At 37.6% G+C, this 18,082-nt stretch carries 14 protein-coding genes; 12 read left to right on the forward strand and 2 right to left on the reverse strand.

Translation table 11 applies throughout. The features are described from left to right. The first annotated feature begins 81 nt into the window (after positions 1 to 81). Together K364_RS0105990 and K364_RS0105995 are read left to right on the forward strand one after the other, a co-directional pair. The gene (locus K364_RS0105990; protein ID WP_028307257.1) at positions 82 to 2,832 is read left to right on the forward strand and encodes a UPF0182 family membrane protein; all 2,751 of its coding nucleotides are present in this window, start codon (positions 82 to 84) and stop codon (positions 2,830 to 2,832) included. Positions 2,833 to 2,845: 13 nt separating this feature from the next. Beyond that, positions 2,846 to 5,119, forward strand: coding sequence for a vitamin B12-dependent ribonucleotide reductase (locus tag K364_RS0105995; protein ID WP_028307258.1), 2,274 nt, complete (start codon positions 2,846 to 2,848; stop codon positions 5,117 to 5,119). Between the two features lie 233 nt (positions 5,120 to 5,352). Here the strand turns inward: K364_RS0105995 and K364_RS0106005 are convergent, their stop codons facing one another. Then, entirely contained in the window at positions 5,353 to 5,970 is a 618-nt protein-coding gene (locus tag K364_RS0106005; RefSeq protein WP_169734742.1) for a DedA family protein, read from the reverse strand. A 115-nt stretch (positions 5,971 to 6,085) separates the two neighbouring features. On the opposite strand from K364_RS0106005, the gene K364_RS0106010 reads away from it, so the two are divergent. Next, positions 6,086 to 7,072, forward strand: coding sequence for a 2-hydroxyacid dehydrogenase (locus K364_RS0106010; protein ID WP_028307261.1), 987 nt, complete (start codon positions 6,086 to 6,088; stop codon positions 7,070 to 7,072). A 128-nt stretch (positions 7,073 to 7,200) separates the two neighbouring features. On the opposite strand, the gene K364_RS0106015 is transcribed toward K364_RS0106010, so the two are convergent. Further along, positions 7,201 to 8,634, reverse strand: coding sequence for an NAD(P)/FAD-dependent oxidoreductase (locus K364_RS0106015; RefSeq protein ID WP_028307262.1), 1,434 nt, complete (start codon positions 8,632 to 8,634; stop codon positions 7,201 to 7,203). 357 nt (positions 8,635 to 8,991) lie between these two features. On the opposite strand from K364_RS0106015, the gene glnA reads away from it, so the two are divergent. From glnA to K364_RS0106065, 9 genes are all read left to right on the forward strand, one after another. Next, positions 8,992 to 10,329, forward strand: coding sequence for a type I glutamate--ammonia ligase (glnA, locus tag K364_RS0106020; protein ID WP_422857211.1), 1,338 nt, complete (start codon positions 8,992 to 8,994; stop codon positions 10,327 to 10,329). A gap of 159 nt (positions 10,330 to 10,488) precedes the next feature. After that, positions 10,489 to 10,686 carry a hypothetical protein gene (locus tag K364_RS0106025; RefSeq protein WP_028307264.1) on the forward strand — a complete coding sequence of 66 codons (198 nt, stop codon included), beginning with the start codon at positions 10,489 to 10,491 and terminating at the stop codon, positions 10,684 to 10,686. A gap of 579 nt (positions 10,687 to 11,265) precedes the next feature. Further along, complete coding sequence (locus K364_RS0106035) at positions 11,266 to 12,579, forward strand: sigma-54 interaction domain-containing protein (protein ID WP_028307265.1); 1,314 nt, start codon at positions 11,266 to 11,268, stop codon at positions 12,577 to 12,579. A 329-nt stretch (positions 12,580 to 12,908) separates the two neighbouring features. After that, entirely contained in the window at positions 12,909 to 14,033 is a 1,125-nt protein-coding gene (locus K364_RS0106040) for a tyrosine-type recombinase/integrase (RefSeq protein WP_028306984.1), read from the forward strand. Further along, positions 14,033 to 15,982, forward strand: coding sequence for a tyrosine-type recombinase/integrase (locus K364_RS0106045; RefSeq protein WP_028306983.1), 1,950 nt, complete (start codon positions 14,033 to 14,035; stop codon positions 15,980 to 15,982). Before K364_RS0106040 ends, K364_RS0106045 begins: the two co-directional genes overlap by 1 nt. Beyond that, complete coding sequence (locus K364_RS0106050; RefSeq protein WP_028306982.1) at positions 15,975 to 16,343, forward strand: DUF6262 family protein; 369 nt, start codon at positions 15,975 to 15,977, stop codon at positions 16,341 to 16,343. The genes K364_RS0106045 and K364_RS0106050 overlap by 8 nt, the downstream gene beginning before the upstream one ends. Positions 16,344 to 16,439: 96 nt before the next feature. Beyond that, positions 16,440 to 16,760 carry a TusE/DsrC/DsvC family sulfur relay protein gene (locus K364_RS23010; RefSeq protein ID WP_051533834.1) on the forward strand — a complete coding sequence of 107 codons (321 nt, stop codon included), beginning with the start codon at positions 16,440 to 16,442 and terminating at the stop codon, positions 16,758 to 16,760. Continuing rightward, a complete protein-coding gene (locus K364_RS25465; RefSeq protein WP_028307266.1) occupies positions 16,757 to 17,110 on the forward strand; it encodes a TusE/DsrC/DsvC family sulfur relay protein in 354 nt (117 codons plus the stop codon). Before K364_RS23010 ends, K364_RS25465 begins: the two co-directional genes overlap by 4 nt. 43 nt (positions 17,111 to 17,153) lie before the next feature. Beyond that, positions 17,154 to 18,062 (forward strand): respiratory nitrate reductase subunit gamma, encoded by a 909-nt coding sequence (locus K364_RS0106065; RefSeq protein WP_028307267.1) that lies wholly within the window; start codon positions 17,154 to 17,156, stop codon positions 18,060 to 18,062. Positions 18,063 to 18,082: the final 20 nt, after the last annotated feature.

Consider the following 18,082-nt stretch of genomic DNA (forward strand, 5'->3'; position numbering starts at 1 on the left):
ATTAAGTTAACACTGCTAAAAGGAAAATACCCATATAAGTAGAATATGTAAAGTTAGGTATTATTTGAGGGAGGTTGAAAGATGCAGTTTTTATTACGTCAGGGATTAGTAGTATTATTTGCAGTAGTAATCGCAATAGTGTATGTCTTTAATTTTGCAATTAACTTTTATGCAGACATGTTATGGTTTACAGCAATGGAGTACGTTTCAGTTTTATACACCATTGTGTTATCCAATATAGGTGTAAGATTAATTTCTTTTGTCTTGTTGTTTCTGATATTTATTTTAAACCTTTTAATAACAATGAAATTTATTAAATTTGAAAAGGTTTTTATTGAATATAACAACCAGGATGTTATCCCTATTAAAGAGTACTTTCTCCAAAAGTTTTTTAATCGCAAGAAGTTGTTTTTAATCTATGTATTAATAAGCTTGTTTTTTGCATTTTTGTTCAGCGGTATAACAGCTAATCAATGGTTAACGGTACAAGCCTTTTTTAATGCTAATGAGTTTAGAATAGCAGATCCAATTTTTAATAAAGATATTAGTTTTTATGTGTTTACACTACCCTTTTATAGGCTTTTATATGCTTTGCTTGTTTCCGCAGTTGTTGGAAGCGGTATACTAGTAAGTTTAGCTTACTTTTTATTTACTCCAAAGAATCAGTTTAATCTCAAGCTTAAAAACTTCAAGTTTCCGCAACTACACATATCCTTTATTGTTGCCTTGTTTTTTGTGTTAAAGGCTTGGAGCTACAAGCTTAATGCCTTTGAATTACTTAATTCCCAAAGAGGTGTTGTCTTTGGAGCTGGCTATACTGATGTAGTGGCTCAAATGCCGGCATTTAATATTATGGCCATATTATCACTGGTTTTGGCTGCATTAATTATTATTAGCCTCTTCCTGAAAACTTACAAAATAATTATGGGATCCATAATAGTATTTGTAGCATCATCAATTCTGCTGGGGTCAGTATTCCCTTCGGCAGTACAAAGGTTTAGAGTAGAACCAAATGAATTTGTTAGAGAAGCTCCTTATTTAGAGCATAGCATAGCTTTCACCAGGAAGGCTTTTAACCTTGAAAGAATTGAAACCCAACAATTTCCTGTAAATCAGGAGTTGACATGGGAAGATATTGAAAACAACAGGAGTACTATTGATAATATTAGATTATGGGATCCACGCCCTTTAAGACAGACCTTTGAACAGCTGCAAACCCTTAGGCTGTACTATGAGTTTAAGGATGTAGATATTGACCGTTACTGGATTGATGGTGAATACCGCCAAGTAATGCTGGCGGCAAGGGAAATGGACCAAAGACAACTCCAGCCCCAGGCACAAACCTGGATAAATCAAAGACTTCGCTACACCCATGGATATGGTGTGGTAATGTCTGCAGTTAATGAAACAACAAGTGAGGGACTTCCACATCTTTTTGTTAAAAATTTTCCACCACAATCAATATCATCTGATCTGGTAATTAATCAGCCATCAATATATTTTGGAGAATTAACTACTAATCAGGTAATTGTAAATACTAATACAAAGGAGTTTCATTATCCGTCAGGCAATGATAATATTGAAACTACTTACAAGGGCACTGGTGGCGTACCCATTGATTCATTTTTTAAAAGATTATTTTTTGCTATCTATCATGGTGATTTTAGATTAATTCTTACCAGTGAAATAACAAAAGACAGCAAAATACTTTATAACAGGGATCTGACTTCTATAGTAAATAAAATAGCTCCCTTTCTAGTCTACGATACTGATCCTTATATAGTAATTAGTGCTGGAAACCTTTACTGGATCAGAGATGCGTATACCGTTACAAATATGTATCCCTATTCTCAAACCTATGGAGGATTTAATTATATTCGAAATTCAGTTAAAGTAGTTATAGATGCTTATAACGGGACTACCCATTTTTATATTAGTGACCCTACTGATCCAATTATTAAAACCTACAGTGATATTTTCCCTGAACTATTTAAACCAATGGAAGATATGCCAGACGGATTAAGGCAGCACATTCGTTATCCTGTCTATTACTTTGGAGTGCAGGCCAGGCTGCTGTCACTATACCATATGCAGAATCCCCAGGTTTTCTATAACAGAGAAGATGCCTGGACTATTCCTCAAGAAATCTTTCAGGGTGATAGTCAGCTCATGGAGCCTTATTATATGATCATGCAGCTTCCAGGACATACTACTCCAGAGTTTGTATTAATGCTCCCATTTACTCCTTTAAACAGAGCTAATATGGTATCATGGTTAGCTGCTAGGAGCGATGGTGATCATTACGGCAATCTCATATTATATCAGTTTCCTAAAGAGGGCCATCTTTTTGGTCCAATGCAAATTGAAGCCAGAATAGATCAGGATTCTGAAATATCACAGCAGTTAACACTATGGGATCAAAGAGGATCACAGGTTATAAGAGGCAATCTGCTGGTAATTCCCATAGAGAACTCCATCCTCTATGTAGAGCCTATATTTCTTCAAGCAGAACAGAGTAAGATGCCAGAGCTGCGAAGGGTTATAGTGGCTTATGGAGATCAAATTGTAATGGAGGAAACATTACAGTTATCTCTTCAAGCCATCTTCGGAGAACGCCAGACTCCTATTGTTATTGAAGATGAAGATTTTGATGAACAAATAATTAATGGTGAAACCACTAGTCAGTTAATAACAAGAGCCAATAGACTGTTTAATGAGGCAATGGAAAGGCAAAAAAATGGCGATTGGGCTGGCTACGGCAATGCAATAAAAGAGCTTGAAAATGTTCTAAATATACTATCCAACATAAATGAAAATGATACCCAGGAGTAGGAGGAATAAATCCATGAATCTAACTGAAAATGCACGTAAAATTTTAGAAAAAAGGTATTTAGTAAAAAAAGAAGGAATACCCATAGAAAAACCGGAAGACATGTTTCGAAGGGTTGCCAAGTTTGTAGCAGACATTGAAACTTCCTTTGATCCAAAGCTCTCAAAATCTAAATTAAAAAAAATTGAAGATAAGTTTTTCTCTTTAATGACTGAGTTTGACTTTATGCCCAACAGCCCAACCCTGATGAATGCAGGAAGGGACCTGGGTCAGCTATCAGCATGCTTTGTACTACCCATAGAGGATAGTATGGAAGGAATTTTTACAGCTGTAAAGGATGCAGCTTTAATTCATAAAAGTGGCGGTGGAACAGGCTTCTCTTTTTCAAGAATCAGGCCCAAAAATAACCCTGTTAAATCTACTGGTGGTGTAGCTTCAGGTCCTGTCTCCTTCATGAAGGTGTTTAATTCTGCTACAGAAGCCATCAAGCAGGGTGGAACCCGCAGAGGCGCTAATATGGGCATACTCAGTGTTGACCACCCAGATATTCTTGAATTCATATCATGCAAACAAAACAATAACGACCTGACAAATTTCAACATTTCAGTTGGTATAACCAAAGAGTTCATGGAAGCAATAGAAAATGATGACTACTACGACCTTAAATTTAATGGTACCGTATACGATAGATATAAGGCTAAAAATGTATTTGACTTGATTGTTGAGAAAGCATGGTCCAATGGTGAACCTGGAATTGTCTTCTTGGACAGATTAAATGCTGATAATCCTACCCCAGAGCTTGGTGAAATAGAAGCAACTAATCCCTGTGGTGAACAGCCTTTACTGGGATATGAGGCATGTAATTTAGGCTCTATTAATTTAGAAAATATTCATGACAATGGTACAATAAACTGGGACAAGCTTGAAGACATTGTTGTATGGTCAATGAGATTCTTAGACAATGTAATTGAAGCAAATAAGTTTCCTTTAGAAAAGATTCAAGAAATGGTTCAGGGAAATAGAAAAGTTGGTTTGGGAGTAATGGGATGGGCAAACCTGCTATTTAAGCTGCAGATTCCCTATAATTCACAGGAAGCCATTGACTTGGCTGAAAAAGTTATGGGTTTTATAAACACTAAAGCCCATGCAGCATCAGCCTCACTAGCCGAGGAAAGAGGAAGCTTTCCAAATATAAACCAAAGTATTTACAAGGGCAGCTTGATGAGAAATGCTACCAGCACTACAATTGCTCCAACTGGAACCATCAGTATGATTGCAGGGACCTCCTCTGGTATCGAGCCAGCTTTTTCAATAGCTTATACAAAAAATGTATTAGATGGGGCCAATCTAGTAGAGGTTAATCCTGTATTTGAAGCTTATGTGAAAGCAAATTATTCCCCTGAAGAGAGTAAAGTCATTATTGAAAAGGCTGCCAAGGCTGGCAGCGTGGAGGATATTGCTGAGCTGCCTGAAAGCATTAGAAAAGTCTTTGTCACAGCGTTAGAAATTGAGCCTGAATGGCACATTAAAATGCAGGGAGCCTTCCAAAAGTATTGCGATAATGCTGTATCAAAAACCGTTAATTTCCCAAATGAAGCAACAAAAGAAGATGTTAAGACGGTTTATATGCTGGCCTATAAACTGGGATGTAAAGGTGTTACTGTATATCGAACAGGCAGCAGAGAAGAGGAAGTCCTAATTAAGGGCAATAAGGGGAGATGTGAACCAGCTGTAAAAATTGAAAAGCTGTATCCGCGACCAAGGCCCAAAAGAACTGTTGGTGTAACAGAGCAGGTTAGTACGGGCTGTGGCAGAATGTATATTACTGTTAATTATGATCAGGAAGGGCTTATAGAAACATTTATCACCACAGGATCCTCCGGAGGTTGTAGTGGATTTACAGAAGGTGTAAGCAGGCTCATATCCCTGGCTTTAAGGGCTAATATTTCTCCAGAAGCCATAATAGATCAGCTAACATCAGTAAGCTGCCCTACATTCCTTAGAAGAAAAGCCAACAACAACAGTCTCATAGGCAAGTCCTGCCCAGATATTATTGGAAGGATTTTGACCCAGGAATCAGAGTTTGTAAAGGATAATAAGGATGTTAAAACAATAGTTAATAGTACTGTCTCAGAATTAAGTGCTGCATCTGAAAAGCTGGCCTCCATCTATGAAACCCTAACAGAGGATGAACTCATATTATTAGGTGTCTGCCCAGATTGCAAGGAAAAGCTTACCTTTGCAGAAGGGTGCTTGAAATGCAATTGTGGCTTTAGCAAATGCGGGTAAATTAAAACATTAAAACACCTGGGGTTACCCAGGTGTTTTCAGGATTTAAAGAATTCATTATTTGCACTATGCACAGACTAATTAAAAACAAGCCAAAAGAGGTGCAAAAAATGGATTGGTTTATAATCTGGTTGTTTGCTGAATACGGGTTAGTTTTATTTGCAGTGGGATTAGGTGCCCTTCTATTATTTGTCTTTCTGCTATATTTAAAAAGAAGGGTTTAATTTACTAATTCAGATAGAGTTTTCAGGCAGCTTCTTCTTTTTCCTATTTTTATAATTTAAGAGAAAACCTATGCATAATAGAGTTACTGACACTATGACTAAAATTGTAAAACCACTGTGCTCAAAAACATGCTTTACAACAAGACTCCAGTTCTCTCCTAAGAGGTATGCTGGAAAGAAAAATACTGCGGTCCAAAGGTTTGCACCAATAAAGGATATTGATAAAAATTTCGCCAGACTCATTACTCCCAACCCCAGTATTACTGGAAGGAAATGGCGGGCACCGGGAATAAAATAGCTTATTATAATTGCATGGACACCATAGCACTCTAAAAGATTGTTGCAGGTTTCAATTCTTTTTTGTACACGCTTTGAGGGGTTTTCAAAGAAAAGCCTTTTAATCAATTTGGCTAAGAAAAAGCCTAACGAATAACCAACATATGTGGCCATAACACTAATAAAAAAAGCATAAGCTGGAGGTATTGAATCTGCTGATGCCAGAACTCCCATAAAAAGTATAATAGATTCTCTATTAATAGGAGCAAAAACTACACCTAACATAAGCCAAATAAAAAGGGTTACCCAATGGGCCCCTTCAATAATCCCTATTAATCCATCTAAAGACATAAAATCACCCAAAACAAATAGTTTTTTATAAATATATAATAACATAATAAACATAAATGTGCTATATAGGACAGGCCTTAATATTGAAAACATATAAAGAAAGGGGACACAAGACATGTCAAAATGGAATGTATATGTAACTAGATTGCTTCCTAAACCTGCCATGGACCTCTTGATGAAGCATTGCAATGTGGAAGTTAACCAGGAGGATAGGGTATTGACTAGACAGGAGCTTCTAAGACAGGTTAAAGGACGTGACGCAATTATATCCTTGTTGACTGACACAATAGATAGTAAATTAATGGATTCTGCCAAAGGGATAAAGATAATTGCTAATTATGCAGTAGGTTTTAATAACATAGACATTGAAGCTGCAACTGAAAGAGGCATTTGCATTACCAATACACCTGATGTTTTAACTGATGCTACTGCCGAGTTGGCCTGGGCCCTATTACTTGCCACCGCTAGAAGAGTAGTAGAGGCAGATAATTATTTAAGAGCAGGAAAATTCAAGGGCTGGGGTCCCCAGTTGCTGCTAGGTCATAGTGTAAAAGGTAAAACCTTAGGCATCATAGGAACTGGAAGAATAGGTCAGGAGTTTGCTAGAATGGCAGAGGGCTTTAAGATGGATATCTTATATTATGACATTCAACCCAACCTGGAATTTGAAAGAGAAACATCAGCCAAATATGTAAATCTTGATGAGCTGCTGACCAGATGTGACTATATATCCCTGCATGTACCTCTAACCCCCAAAACTCAACATTTAATAGGCCCTAGAGAGCTTAAGCTTATGAAAAATACTGCTGTCCTTATCAACACATCCCGTGGCCCTGTAATTGATGAAGGTGCACTTGTTAAAGCTTTACTGGATAAAGAGATTTGGGGAGCAGGTCTGGATGTTTTTGAAAATGAACCTGAACTTGCACCAGGTCTTGCTGACTTGGACAATGTCGTAATTTTACCCCATATTGCTAGTGCCACTATTGAAGCTCGAACAGATATGGGCTTGGTTGCAGTTAAAAACATACTGGCAGCAATGGAAAACAAGCTGCCGCCTAATTGTCTAAACCCAGAAGCTTTTAATAGACAAAAGATATAATAGTTTAAATTTATTAGGAGTTAATCATTAAATTACACTACCAGGGAATCTCGATCCTTTGATCCTAAACTCAGGTAGTTTATATAGAAAAAACCTCACATGAGGTTTTTTCTATATAGGTCCTTACCCTAATGATATTTTTTTACTATATCCCTGGCTATTGCTACTCCACAGGCACCGGCTTGTGCCAGTCCTCTGGTTACTCCTGCACCATCTCCACCTGCATAGAGACCTGCAATTTCCGTTTCAAAGCTATTGGTGAGTCTAGGACGAGAAGAATAAAACTTTGCTTCAACTCCATAAAGCAGTGTATGCTCTGAGGCAATTCCCGGCGTAACATTGTCCAGAGCTTGAATCATCTCAATGATGCTTTTCATTGTATTGTATGGAAGCACAAGACTCAGGTTGCCTGGAGCAGCTTCTTTTAACGTGGGTTCTACAAAGCCCTCCTTGATTCTTTTATCAGTAGATCGTCTCCCTTTTAATACATCACCAAAGCTTTGGAGTAAAACACTACCGCCAGATAAATCATTGGCAAGCTTGGATATTGATTTTGCATATTCTGTTGGTTTATTAAAGGGGTAAGAGAACTTATGGGATACCAGCAGGGCAAAATTAGTGTTATTACTGCCCAGGTTTTTAGCTTTATAAGCATGCCCATTGGCCAACATAATCCCACTATGGTTTTCAATAACAACATGACCTGATGGGTTACTGCAAAAGCTTCTTACAGTTGTGCCAACTGAGGTTCTAAAAATGAATTTGCCCTCATAAAGGTTTTCATTAATCTCTTCCATAATAGTATCTAGCGTCTCTACTCGTACACCTACATCCACCTGGTTGCTGGTCATTTCAAGGTCATACGATTGTAATACTCTAGTTAGCCATTCCGAACCATCCCGCCCTGGAACCACAACAACACTACTACCCTTTATTTCTTCATTTTTTAGAGTGCGGATTCCCTCAACCCTCATTGAACCTGAGTCTTTATTAATAAGGAAATCAGTAACCTCAGTCTCAAATACCATGTCTATTTTAGTTTTTAAGAACTCATAAATACTTTTGAGAATCTGCAGATTTTGTTCTGTTCCAAGATGCCTGACTTCAGCCCTTAACAGCTTCAATCCGCTGGCCAACCCTCTTTTTTCTATATTTTTTACAGCTTGTGTTGTTGGATCAGTTGCTATTGAGGTGGCACCATGTTTAATGTTTATACTATCTACATATTTTATAAGTTTTAATACCTCAGAAGATAACATATATTCTGTCATCCAACCGCCAAACTCAGTTGTAATATTAAACTTTCCATCTGAGTATGCTCCTGCACCACCAAAACCATTAGTAATAGAACAAGCAGGAAGACACCCTGTAGTAGCTTTATTTTTATTAGATGGTGGGCATTTGGAAATCTTTTTTTGTAAGATAGGACAACTACGTTTATATATATCATGGCCCTTATCAATTAAAAGAACTCTTAATTCTGGTTGTCTTTCCACCAGCTCATAACATGTAAAAATTCCAGCAGGTCCGGCACCAACCACTATAACATCATATTTTTCCATAGTATTACCTCCTACGTGCATTTATGCAAATACCCAAACAATCAAACTATACAGGATTAAGTAACAAAAATCAATAGCAAAAATAGTATTTAAATATTTCTTTCCCCATTTCTTTATAGATTCCTTCTGATATTTTTGAAAGTATTTAAGAGCATATGGATATTATCAGGTAGTAATCTAAAGCTAAAGCAGATATGTTTTCTTATCGGAGTAACATGGTTAATTAGTGAATATATCTATGCCTCAGTCTATTAGACTTTAAATATAAAGAGTGGTAGTATATTTATTGGTTAAAGCTTACCTATTTGTTAAGAATAGGAGTCTTTATTATATCGCAATTTTTAAAGGAGGATTACTATTAATTCCACAGATTTACAGAAGCAAAAAGTAATTAACGAAATTGAGGAAAATGGTGTAGAGTTTATTAGGCTGCAGTTTGTTGACATTTTTGGAGTATTAAAGAGTGTTAATATAACAACTGATGAACTAGACAATGCATTTGACGGCAACTTAATGTTTGATGGTTCATCCATAGATGGTTTTGCTAGGATAAATGAATCGGATCAATGTCTTAAACCAGATCCTGACACATTTCAGGTAATGCCTTGGAGACCCAAAGAAAAGGGTGTAGCACGCATGATCTGTGATGTCTATACACCAGACGGCAAGCCCTTTGAGGGTTGTCCCAGAAATACCTTAAAGAGGGCTCTGAAGGAGGTTCGAGAAACAGGGTTAGAATTAAACGTAGGACCTGAGGGTGAATTCTTCCTTTTCCATATTGATGAAAAGGGATGCCCTGTGTTTCATATCCATGACCATGCAGGATACTTTGATTTAGCACCTGTTGACAGAGGTGAAAATGCACGACGAGATATAGTTCTTACAATGAAGAAAATGGGCTTTAGGATTGAAGCATCTCATCATGAGGTTGCACCCGGCCAGCACGAAATTGATTTTAAATACGATGAAGCGTTAAAAACCGCTGATAAATGGGTTACCTTCAAGGATGTTGTAAAAAACATAGCTAAACAACACAATCTATATGCCACATTTATGCCTAAACCATTTTACAGGGAAAACGGATCAGCTATGCATTGCAATCAATCACTATTTAAAAATGGAGAAAATATTTTTTATGACTCTAGTACAGAGTGCGGCCTAAGTCAGGTAGCCCACTATTATATTGGTGGATTATTAAAGCATGCCAAAGGAATAACCGCTATTGGCAACCCCATTGTAAACAGTTACAAACGTCTAAAACCAGGATATGAGGCTCCAGTACAAATAGGCTGGTCAAAATCCAATAGAAGTACCTTAATTAGAGTTCCTGCTAGCCGTGGATCAGCAACTAGAGTTGAATTAAGAAGCCCTGATCCAACTGCAAATCCATACTTAATATTTGCCGTAATGGTAAAAGCAGGCCTCCATGGCATTAAAAACAAAATAACACCACCAGAATCTATCGAAGAAGACGTATATAATCTATCCCCCAAAAAAAGGGCCCAGCTGGACTTAGATCATTTACCAAGGGATCTATATGCTGCTTTGAAAGCAATGGAAGAGGATCCCCTAATAAAAGAAACTATTAGTGAACACACCTACAATCGTTTCCTAGAAGCCAAGTATAAGGAATGGTCTGATTATGCAGAGCAGATTCATGACTGGGAAATCAAAAGCTATTTAGGAAAGTACTAAAATAAAAATATTAAAATAGTAAAGTCTTTAGATATAGACTATCCCTTTTCACTTATTAGTAAGGGATAGTCTTAGATTTTTCAAGTTCATTACACCTTTTTTTGTTATAATATACTTGTAGTGCTTGTAGTATTAAAAACCGGGCAGGGGGGTCTTGCTTTGTACCATTATACTGCAATTATTAATTATTTTGATAAAAATAATGCACAAAGAACAGTAAGAAAAACTGTGAAAGCAAAAAATATGAAGGACGCAAAAAAAAAGCTGCAGCAAATAGGTACTATTAAGAGTTTAGTCTTTGTGGATACTCCTGATCTGGCTATTGATAATCAACTGCGATTTTTTGAGGAAGAGTGATGTGACCAACATAATATGTTGAAAATCTTAAGATAACAACAGGAAATACTACTAAAAATGCAGAACAATATCAATATTATTACCTTTAAACTCTCTAAAGGTGACAGTAGATGGGATGCTCTTCTTTTATAAAAGAGGTAATCCCCCTCACGAAAGCAAAATAATGGAAAACCTAGAGAGAATATCCATTCAAGCCAAGCGTATTGAGTATATTATTAAAAACATGAGACAATACGCGCAAAAAGGACGATTTTCAATCCTTGTGCAGCTAAAAATGTGCAGCTAAAAGCACATTGTTAATACTCACTTTGTCAGGTTAATAACCTGACTTTTTTTATTTGCTAACAATTCGCTAATTTAATACCAAGAAAATTAGTTTATTAAAAATTTCCGGTAAATAAAGGATAAAATATCTATAAAGAATTAAAGCATTAGTATTGAGCAGGAACAATATACAAAGATTAATAATAATGCAGGAAATATGCTTATTTTAGAGAAGTTACCATATATCTTTTAGAATACTTTAAAAATCTACTAAATATTAAACAAGCTTCAAATATAGACTAGAGGGTGTTTAGAATGTCAAATAACAAAAAAATTGATTTTGAGTTTGTAATAAATAGTATATCTGAAGGTGTATTCACTGTAGACCATGAGTTTAACGTCACTACCTTTAACTATGCTGCTGAGAATATTACAGGATTTAAAAGAGATGAAGCACTTGGAAAAAAGTGTTATGATATTTTTAAGAGTTCCCACTGTAATTCAGAAAGCTGCCTGCTGCATATGGCTGTATGTAAAGGGGAGAAAGGGTATTCTACAGATGTAGTAATCAATTGTAGGGGGAAGCTAATACCTATAGATATATCTGTCATGCCTCTGTTTTGTGACAAGGGAAACGTAATAGGTGGAGTACAGATATTTTCTGATCAAAGCAAAATTCTAGGTTTATACCAACAGCTAACAAAAAGCTATAGTTTTCAAAACATTATAGGAAAAAATAAAAAGATGCAGGAAATCTATGAAATGATTCAAGCAGTAGCCCCTTATCGCTCCAGTGTGCTTATTATCGGTGAAAGTGGCACAGGGAAAGAATTAGTGGCTCGTGCTATTCACTTTTTAAGTGACCGCAGATACAAGCCTTTTATAAAGGTTAACTGTGCTGCCTTGTCTCCTACACTTTTAGAATCTGAATTCTTTGGTCACGAAAAAGGTGCTTTTACTGGAGCAGCTTTCACGCATCAAGGTCGTTTTGAATTAGCAGAAAATGGAACTATTTTTTTAGATGAAATAGCAGAAATTCCATTATCCTTACAGGCAAAGCTGCTAAGAGTATTACAGGAAGGGGAATTTGAAAGAGTAGGGGGCAAAAAAACCCTAAAACATGATATCCGGGTTATAGCTGCCACCAATAAAGACCTTCTTCATGAAGTTAATGAGGGCAGATTCAGGCAGGACCTTTATTACAGATTAAATGTATTTCCGATTAAACTGCCTTCATTAAATGAAAGAACAGAAGATATACCATTGTTAATAGAACACTTTATACAAAAATTTAATTCCTATTTCAAGAAATCCAAAAAGGGTGTTTCACGAGATGCCATGAAGTTTTTGCTGCACTACAGTTTCCCTGGAAATGTACGAGAATTAGAAAATGCAGTAGAATATGCCTTTATTAAGGGCAAGGGTGATTTTATCATGTTTGAAGATTTACCCCCTGATATGATATGGCCAGATAAAGAAAGTAATCCTTTTTCTAAATTAGAAGACATAGAAAAGTATCATATCCAAAGAATACTTAATCAGACCGGCGGAAACAAGCATGATGCTGCCAATCTGTTAGGTATAACACGCAAGACCCTTTATAATAAGATAAAAAAGTATAATCTGTAATGGTTGAAAATGAGTAAATATTACAACGTTTTCGGGTAATTTTTACTCGTCAGTAAGCTCGAAAATATTTATAGTATCACTTCAAAGCTTTGTGCAGCAAGGCTTGAAGTGATACTTTTTTTTTGGCAAGTATTTTGCTATTTAGTATTAGTAAATTCATTGGAAGATAACTCGTGGTCATAAATCATAGTAGTTAACGTAGTCAACGTAGGTATATTTAACGTGGACTACACTCAAAACTCGTGATGTATAGTCAAGGTAGTTAACGTAGCCGACGTTAAGAAAAAATGCTATTGTTGTTCATGCAACTAAAGAAAGGAGCATGAACAATGAAAATAGTAAAACTAAAGACAGTGGATGGAAGGATCAGATACTATCTGGCTTATGACACAGGAGCACCGGTGTCGCCAGTGCTGAAATATCTGAAGTTCAAAGACAATACTGGATATGCAAGAAACACGCTCAGGATGCACTGCATCCACTTGAAACACTTTTTCACTTATCTTGGAGAAGCCGGAAAGGATTATGAGCAGGTAAATATTGATGACCTTGCGGGATTTCTGGCATGGCTTAAAAACCCCGATATCCTAAAGAAAGTAGTCCCTATTCGATTTGAGCCAGAGCATCAGCCACAGACAATCAATGCAATGGTAGACACGATTGTTATGTTTTACGACTATCTTCTCCGACATGAAGGCATGGAAAACCAGCTATCAGAAAAACTAGCGAAGTTTGTTAGGGATCCAGGCAGAAATTACAGGAGTTTCCTACATGGAATAGCGGAGAACAGGAGGATAAAAAGCCATATCCTAAAGCTGCCGGTACCAAGGATGCAGCTCCGAACCATTAGCAAGGAAAATGCCACAGTACTTCTCAATTCCTGCACAAACTTAAGAGACTACCTCCTGCTGTATCTACTGTTTGAGACAGGAATGCGGATTGGTGAAGCCCTTTCCCTATGGCTTGAAGATTTCGATATGGCAGGACTGACCATTACTCTGCATGATAGGGGAGAACTGGAGAACCAGGCAGAGATCAAGACAGTATCAAGCCCACGAAGGCTAGATTGTACACAGGAATTGATGGATTTATTCACAGAGTATATCTGTGAGCACCATACCGCTGAAATCCATACCAATCATGTATTCCTCAAACTTAAGGGAGCCATGAAAGGAAGCGCAATGGATTACACAGATGTGGATAATCTCTTTCGAAGTCTGCGCAAAAAGACCAGCATCAGAGTGACGCCTCATATGTTTCGCCACACATCGCTTAGCCTGCTTTATTCGGCGGGATGGGAACCGGAAATGCTCAAGCACCGTGCAGGACATAAAAACATTTACACAACATTAGATACCTATGTCCATCCTTCAGAAGAGGAAGTGGCAGAAGCGTTTAGGAAAGTAACAGAGAGCCTCAAAATCCCCTCCATGGGAAGGGAGGCTGGTCAGTAATGAAAACAGCAACTCGTACCCAATATGAGTTATTTGATGAAAGATACTATCGGATGATTCAATATCTGTCATCAGAAGGAGATTACTGGAAAGATAATGATAGATGGTACATGGATGCCGAAAGTTTCAAGGAGGCTTTAATACCCGTGATAAAGTCAGGTCACTGGCTTCTTTGTGACTTCAGTTCATACAAAAATGAGCGATTAAAAGTAGAAATGAAATACTTCCTACTCTACTCTATGAAGGATGGGATTATCGAAGCTATCAGTGTCTATAAGAACTACCGGCAGGCGATAGCAAACATAGGAAAACTGCTGTCATCAATAAGGAATGTAACAAGCTTTAATGGGCTGAACACTTATGACAGGGAATTAGAAAATGCAGGACTGAATGACACAGAAAGCTACAGATATCTGCAATTAAAGCATGGAGCTGCCAAGTTCATCACGGATTACTATGGTGACCGTGATGAGCTAGAAAAGGATGTCTGGCGTGCCGCCCGTATTCCAGGCACAAAAGTATCAGCGGCAGGAAAACGCGAGAAGGTCAGCATAAGCTTCGAGAATATACCAACCTATTACCGTGAAATGACAAAGCGCTTTATGAGCCGCCTTGTCATCAAACGAAGCTGGTCCTATTGCACAGAAATGATGATGTATATCCGATACTTTTTTAGGACTTTTTATGCCCATAGATATACAGATGGCTTCCTTGAGAGACTTGCAAGGCAGGACATTGAAAAATACTTAGGCTGGGTTGCCGGTGACTATGAAGGTAAAAACGCTACATTTCGCAGCAAGGCAGTCTCGTTTATCCGGCAGTTTATTGACTATATACAGCTTGCTGAGTACCCACAAGCACCGAAGAAGGATGTAAACCGACTGATATTTGAAGATGATATACCAAAGCGTGAGCGGTCAGCAGATACCATGGGAAAAGTAAAATATGTGCCAGAACCAATCAGATGGCAACTAGATGTCTGCATTGGCGAGATAGAACCTGTAGAAATGATGCCAGTATATGTCCTGCTCCGGGAGACAGGATGGCGTGGGACAGATGTTCTGAACCTCAGATATGACAGTTGTCTAGAGCATCTGTGGAATAGCCATGACAAAGAATACATTCCTTATCTGTGTGCAGAGATCACAAAGACAGGGATACCACTTTTAAAGATTCCAATCCGTAAAGAAGTAGCAGATATGGTAAAAAAGATTGTGGATGATGCAGTGAAGCGCAGCACAGATGACAATAATCCAGATAAATACCTGTTCAATACCTATGAAGGGCGCTGTAAAGGGCTTCCATTAAGCAAACCAGCATTCTCAGCAGCCGTACAGCAATTGATAGACAAGAAAGGAATCCTTGACGGGGATGAAAAGCCATACCATTTCAAGGCTCATGCCCTAAGACATACGAGGGCATTAGAATATACAGAGCAGGGAATGCCCATAGGAATCATTCAGCAGATTCTAGGACATTGCAGCCTTCAAATGACGTTGCACTATTCGAAGGTCACTGAAAACATGCTGTATAGGAAATGGAAAGAGACAGAGAAACTAAACCTTCTGCATCTTGAAAGTACGCCGCCTAATGGGCATAAGGAAAAGCTAAAAGAAGAAATCCGATATGAATTTATCCGCAAGAATCTGGATGCTGTGAGAGTCCCATTCGGATTGTGCTTTAAACCAGCAAAACTGCCATGCCGCCAACAGATAAACCAATGCCTTGACTGTGCTAACTTCTGTACTAGCCGTGACAATATTGCAGAGTATGAGAAAGAGATTGAAAAAGTGAAAGAGCATCTAAAAATCAGCAAAACACTTGGGAGAAGCGAATGGGAAGAAAAGAACCGGAATTATCTTGAAATCCTTGAAAAGATGCTCTCACGAATCCAGAAGGAAGGGCTGATCCATAAAAATGGCATTCATCGGGAGGAGTGTGATGGCTGATAAAATGAAAGGATTACTCGAAAGCGATAGAAAAAGAACACAAGAAGCAAAAGCAAAGGCACTGGTTGCAATCAACCAGTTGGTTGTATCTGGGAAGAAAGTGAATTTTAATAGTGTCTATAGGTATAGTGGTATTTCAAAAAGCTTTTTATATGAAGATGTGGATATACGAAAAAGAATTGAAGAACAACGGGCATGTGATGTGAATAACGAAATGAACAAACGTGCTAAATATGACAAAACATCGCGTTCAAAGGACGTGATTATTGAAACAAAAGATAAGCGCATAGCAAAACTGGAAGAAGAAAATCGGAAGCTTCGCATAGAACTGGAACATCTTCGAGGGTTGCTATATGAATAAAAAAGTACGTTGACTACATGTAGTCGACGATATAATACCGTAGTTTCGGGGCTTTCTGCCCCGTGACCACGAGTTTTTTCTAGGAGGAGGGACAGTATGACAACTTTAATTAAGGATGGCTTTCTTTTAAATCCCGCAGACTGGAACAAGGATATTGCAAAAAAGTTAGCTGAATACGATGGTATTAATTTTTTAACTGATCAACACTGGAAAGTGATTTTTTACATTCGAGACTATTACAACGATTTTCAAAGTGTACCGCCCGTATTTAAAATCTGTTCAGCTACAGGTCTAACAACAATGGAAATATGCAGCCTATTTTCAAAGGATACTATTAGAAGTGCATGCAGGATTGCAGGACTGCCACGTACTACAAAAAATTTTATTAATTTTAATGTGAGGGGGTTTGGAGTATGAGAGGAGGTCTAAATTTTTTTTCATCTAGTTTGGCAAAGAGGAAGTTCATGATCAAGGGTCCAGCCTGTGTCAAAGACGAACAAATCTGGGAGCAGCTTGTACACGAGGTCCTAACTCATTTAGAGAAGGTTAAAAGAGTAACTGACGAGCATTATATTGTTATGGGGCATGTTAGAAAGTACTACTTAGAGAAAGGCCGTGCACCTTCTATTTTTGAAATCTGTACACTAACTGGTTTTTCTATGAAGCAATTTCTTGAGTTGTTTCCAGACTGGCCGCATACATTATTTAACATTGATTTTATAGTCTGTACAGTGTTAGATCTTCCATTATGGAACACAGAAATATAAAAGTTATTGCCAAGTACAATTCATCTGAAGGGGGTCATGCAAGTTGTTGCTATTAATTTTTATTTACATTTCCATATTGGCTTTTATCTTGACTTCTTTATCTGTTGCCATAAGGTTTTCTAAAATGCCAATGCACAGTAGGTGGGAACTTTATCCTGTCCCAAAAGAAAAAGGCAGGAGTGAATATGGTGGATCATATTACGAGGAATTAAAATGGTATGAAAAACCCAGAGAGATTTCACTATTTGGAGAATTAAAGGAAATGCTTAAAGAAATGCTTTTCATCAAAAACCTTTTTGTTAATCAAAGACAGTTATGGTGGTTATCTTATGCCCTTCATCTAGGAATTTATTTACTTGGGTTGTGGACTGTTATGTTATTGGTAGGTGCTGTAACAGAAGTTGCAGGTATGACAATAATTTCAGATGAGGGTGTAACTTCCCATTGGTGGGCTGGCTTGGTTTATTATGTGACTTTATTTGCAGGGGCCATGGGAGCTGTATTAACTGCATTAGGTTCGGGAGGCTTATTGCTTAGAAGGGTTACCATGGAGTCCATGAAGAAGTATACAACTGGCCAGGACTATTTTAATTTACTTTTTATTATTATTGTTTTAGTAACCGGACTAGTAGTCTGGGCTTCTGAACCCACTTTTAGTTATGGAAGAGAAATAATGAAGGGACTGCTAACCTTCAGCCCAATTTCAGCAGATGGTCCTTTGACCCTGCACATTATTCTATTAGGCTTGCTTCTTATTTATATCCCCAAAAGCAAGATGAGCCACTATGTTGCAAAGTACTTTACTTTCCACAAGGTTCTCTGGGAAAATGAACCCAATTTACCGGGAAGTGAAATTGATCAAAAGATCAAGGAAGCTGCAGGCATTAAATCTGGAAAAACCTGGGCAGCTCCTCATTTTCAAGCTGGTGGACCAGTGTCAAAGGATCAATAAACAATAATTTATTGGGATGG

Source organism: Desulfitibacter alkalitolerans DSM 16504 (assembly GCF_000620305.1).
GTDB lineage: Bacteria > Bacillota > DSM-16504 > Desulfitibacterales > Desulfitibacteraceae > Desulfitibacter > Desulfitibacter alkalitolerans.

Excerpts from the sequence above, each read along its gene's own strand:
- K364_RS25465 (WP_028307266.1), top strand. The coding sequence starts at position 16,757 with ATGAGAGGAGGTCTAAATTTTTTTTCATCTAGTTTGGCAAAGAGGAAG.
- K364_RS0105995 (WP_028307258.1), top strand. The coding sequence starts at position 2,846 with ATGAATCTAACTGAAAATGCACGTAAAATTTTAGAAAAAAGGTATTTA.
- K364_RS0106005 (WP_169734742.1), bottom strand. The coding sequence starts at position 5,970 with ATGTCTTTAGATGGATTAATAGGGATTATTGAAGGGGCCCATTGGGTA.
- K364_RS0105990 (WP_028307257.1), top strand. The coding sequence starts at position 82 with ATGCAGTTTTTATTACGTCAGGGATTAGTAGTATTATTTGCAGTAGTA.
- K364_RS0106010 (WP_028307261.1), top strand. The coding sequence starts at position 6,086 with ATGTCAAAATGGAATGTATATGTAACTAGATTGCTTCCTAAACCTGCC.
- K364_RS0106045 (WP_028306983.1), top strand. The coding sequence starts at position 14,033 with ATGAAAACAGCAACTCGTACCCAATATGAGTTATTTGATGAAAGATAC.
- K364_RS23010 (WP_051533834.1), top strand. The coding sequence starts at position 16,440 with ATGACAACTTTAATTAAGGATGGCTTTCTTTTAAATCCCGCAGACTGG.
- K364_RS0106050 (WP_028306982.1), top strand. The coding sequence starts at position 15,975 with ATGGCTGATAAAATGAAAGGATTACTCGAAAGCGATAGAAAAAGAACA.
- K364_RS0106015 (WP_028307262.1), bottom strand. The coding sequence starts at position 8,634 with ATGGAAAAATATGATGTTATAGTGGTTGGTGCCGGACCTGCTGGAATT.
- K364_RS0106035 (WP_028307265.1), top strand. The coding sequence starts at position 11,266 with ATGTCAAATAACAAAAAAATTGATTTTGAGTTTGTAATAAATAGTATA.
- K364_RS0106040 (WP_028306984.1), top strand. The coding sequence starts at position 12,909 with ATGAAAATAGTAAAACTAAAGACAGTGGATGGAAGGATCAGATACTAT.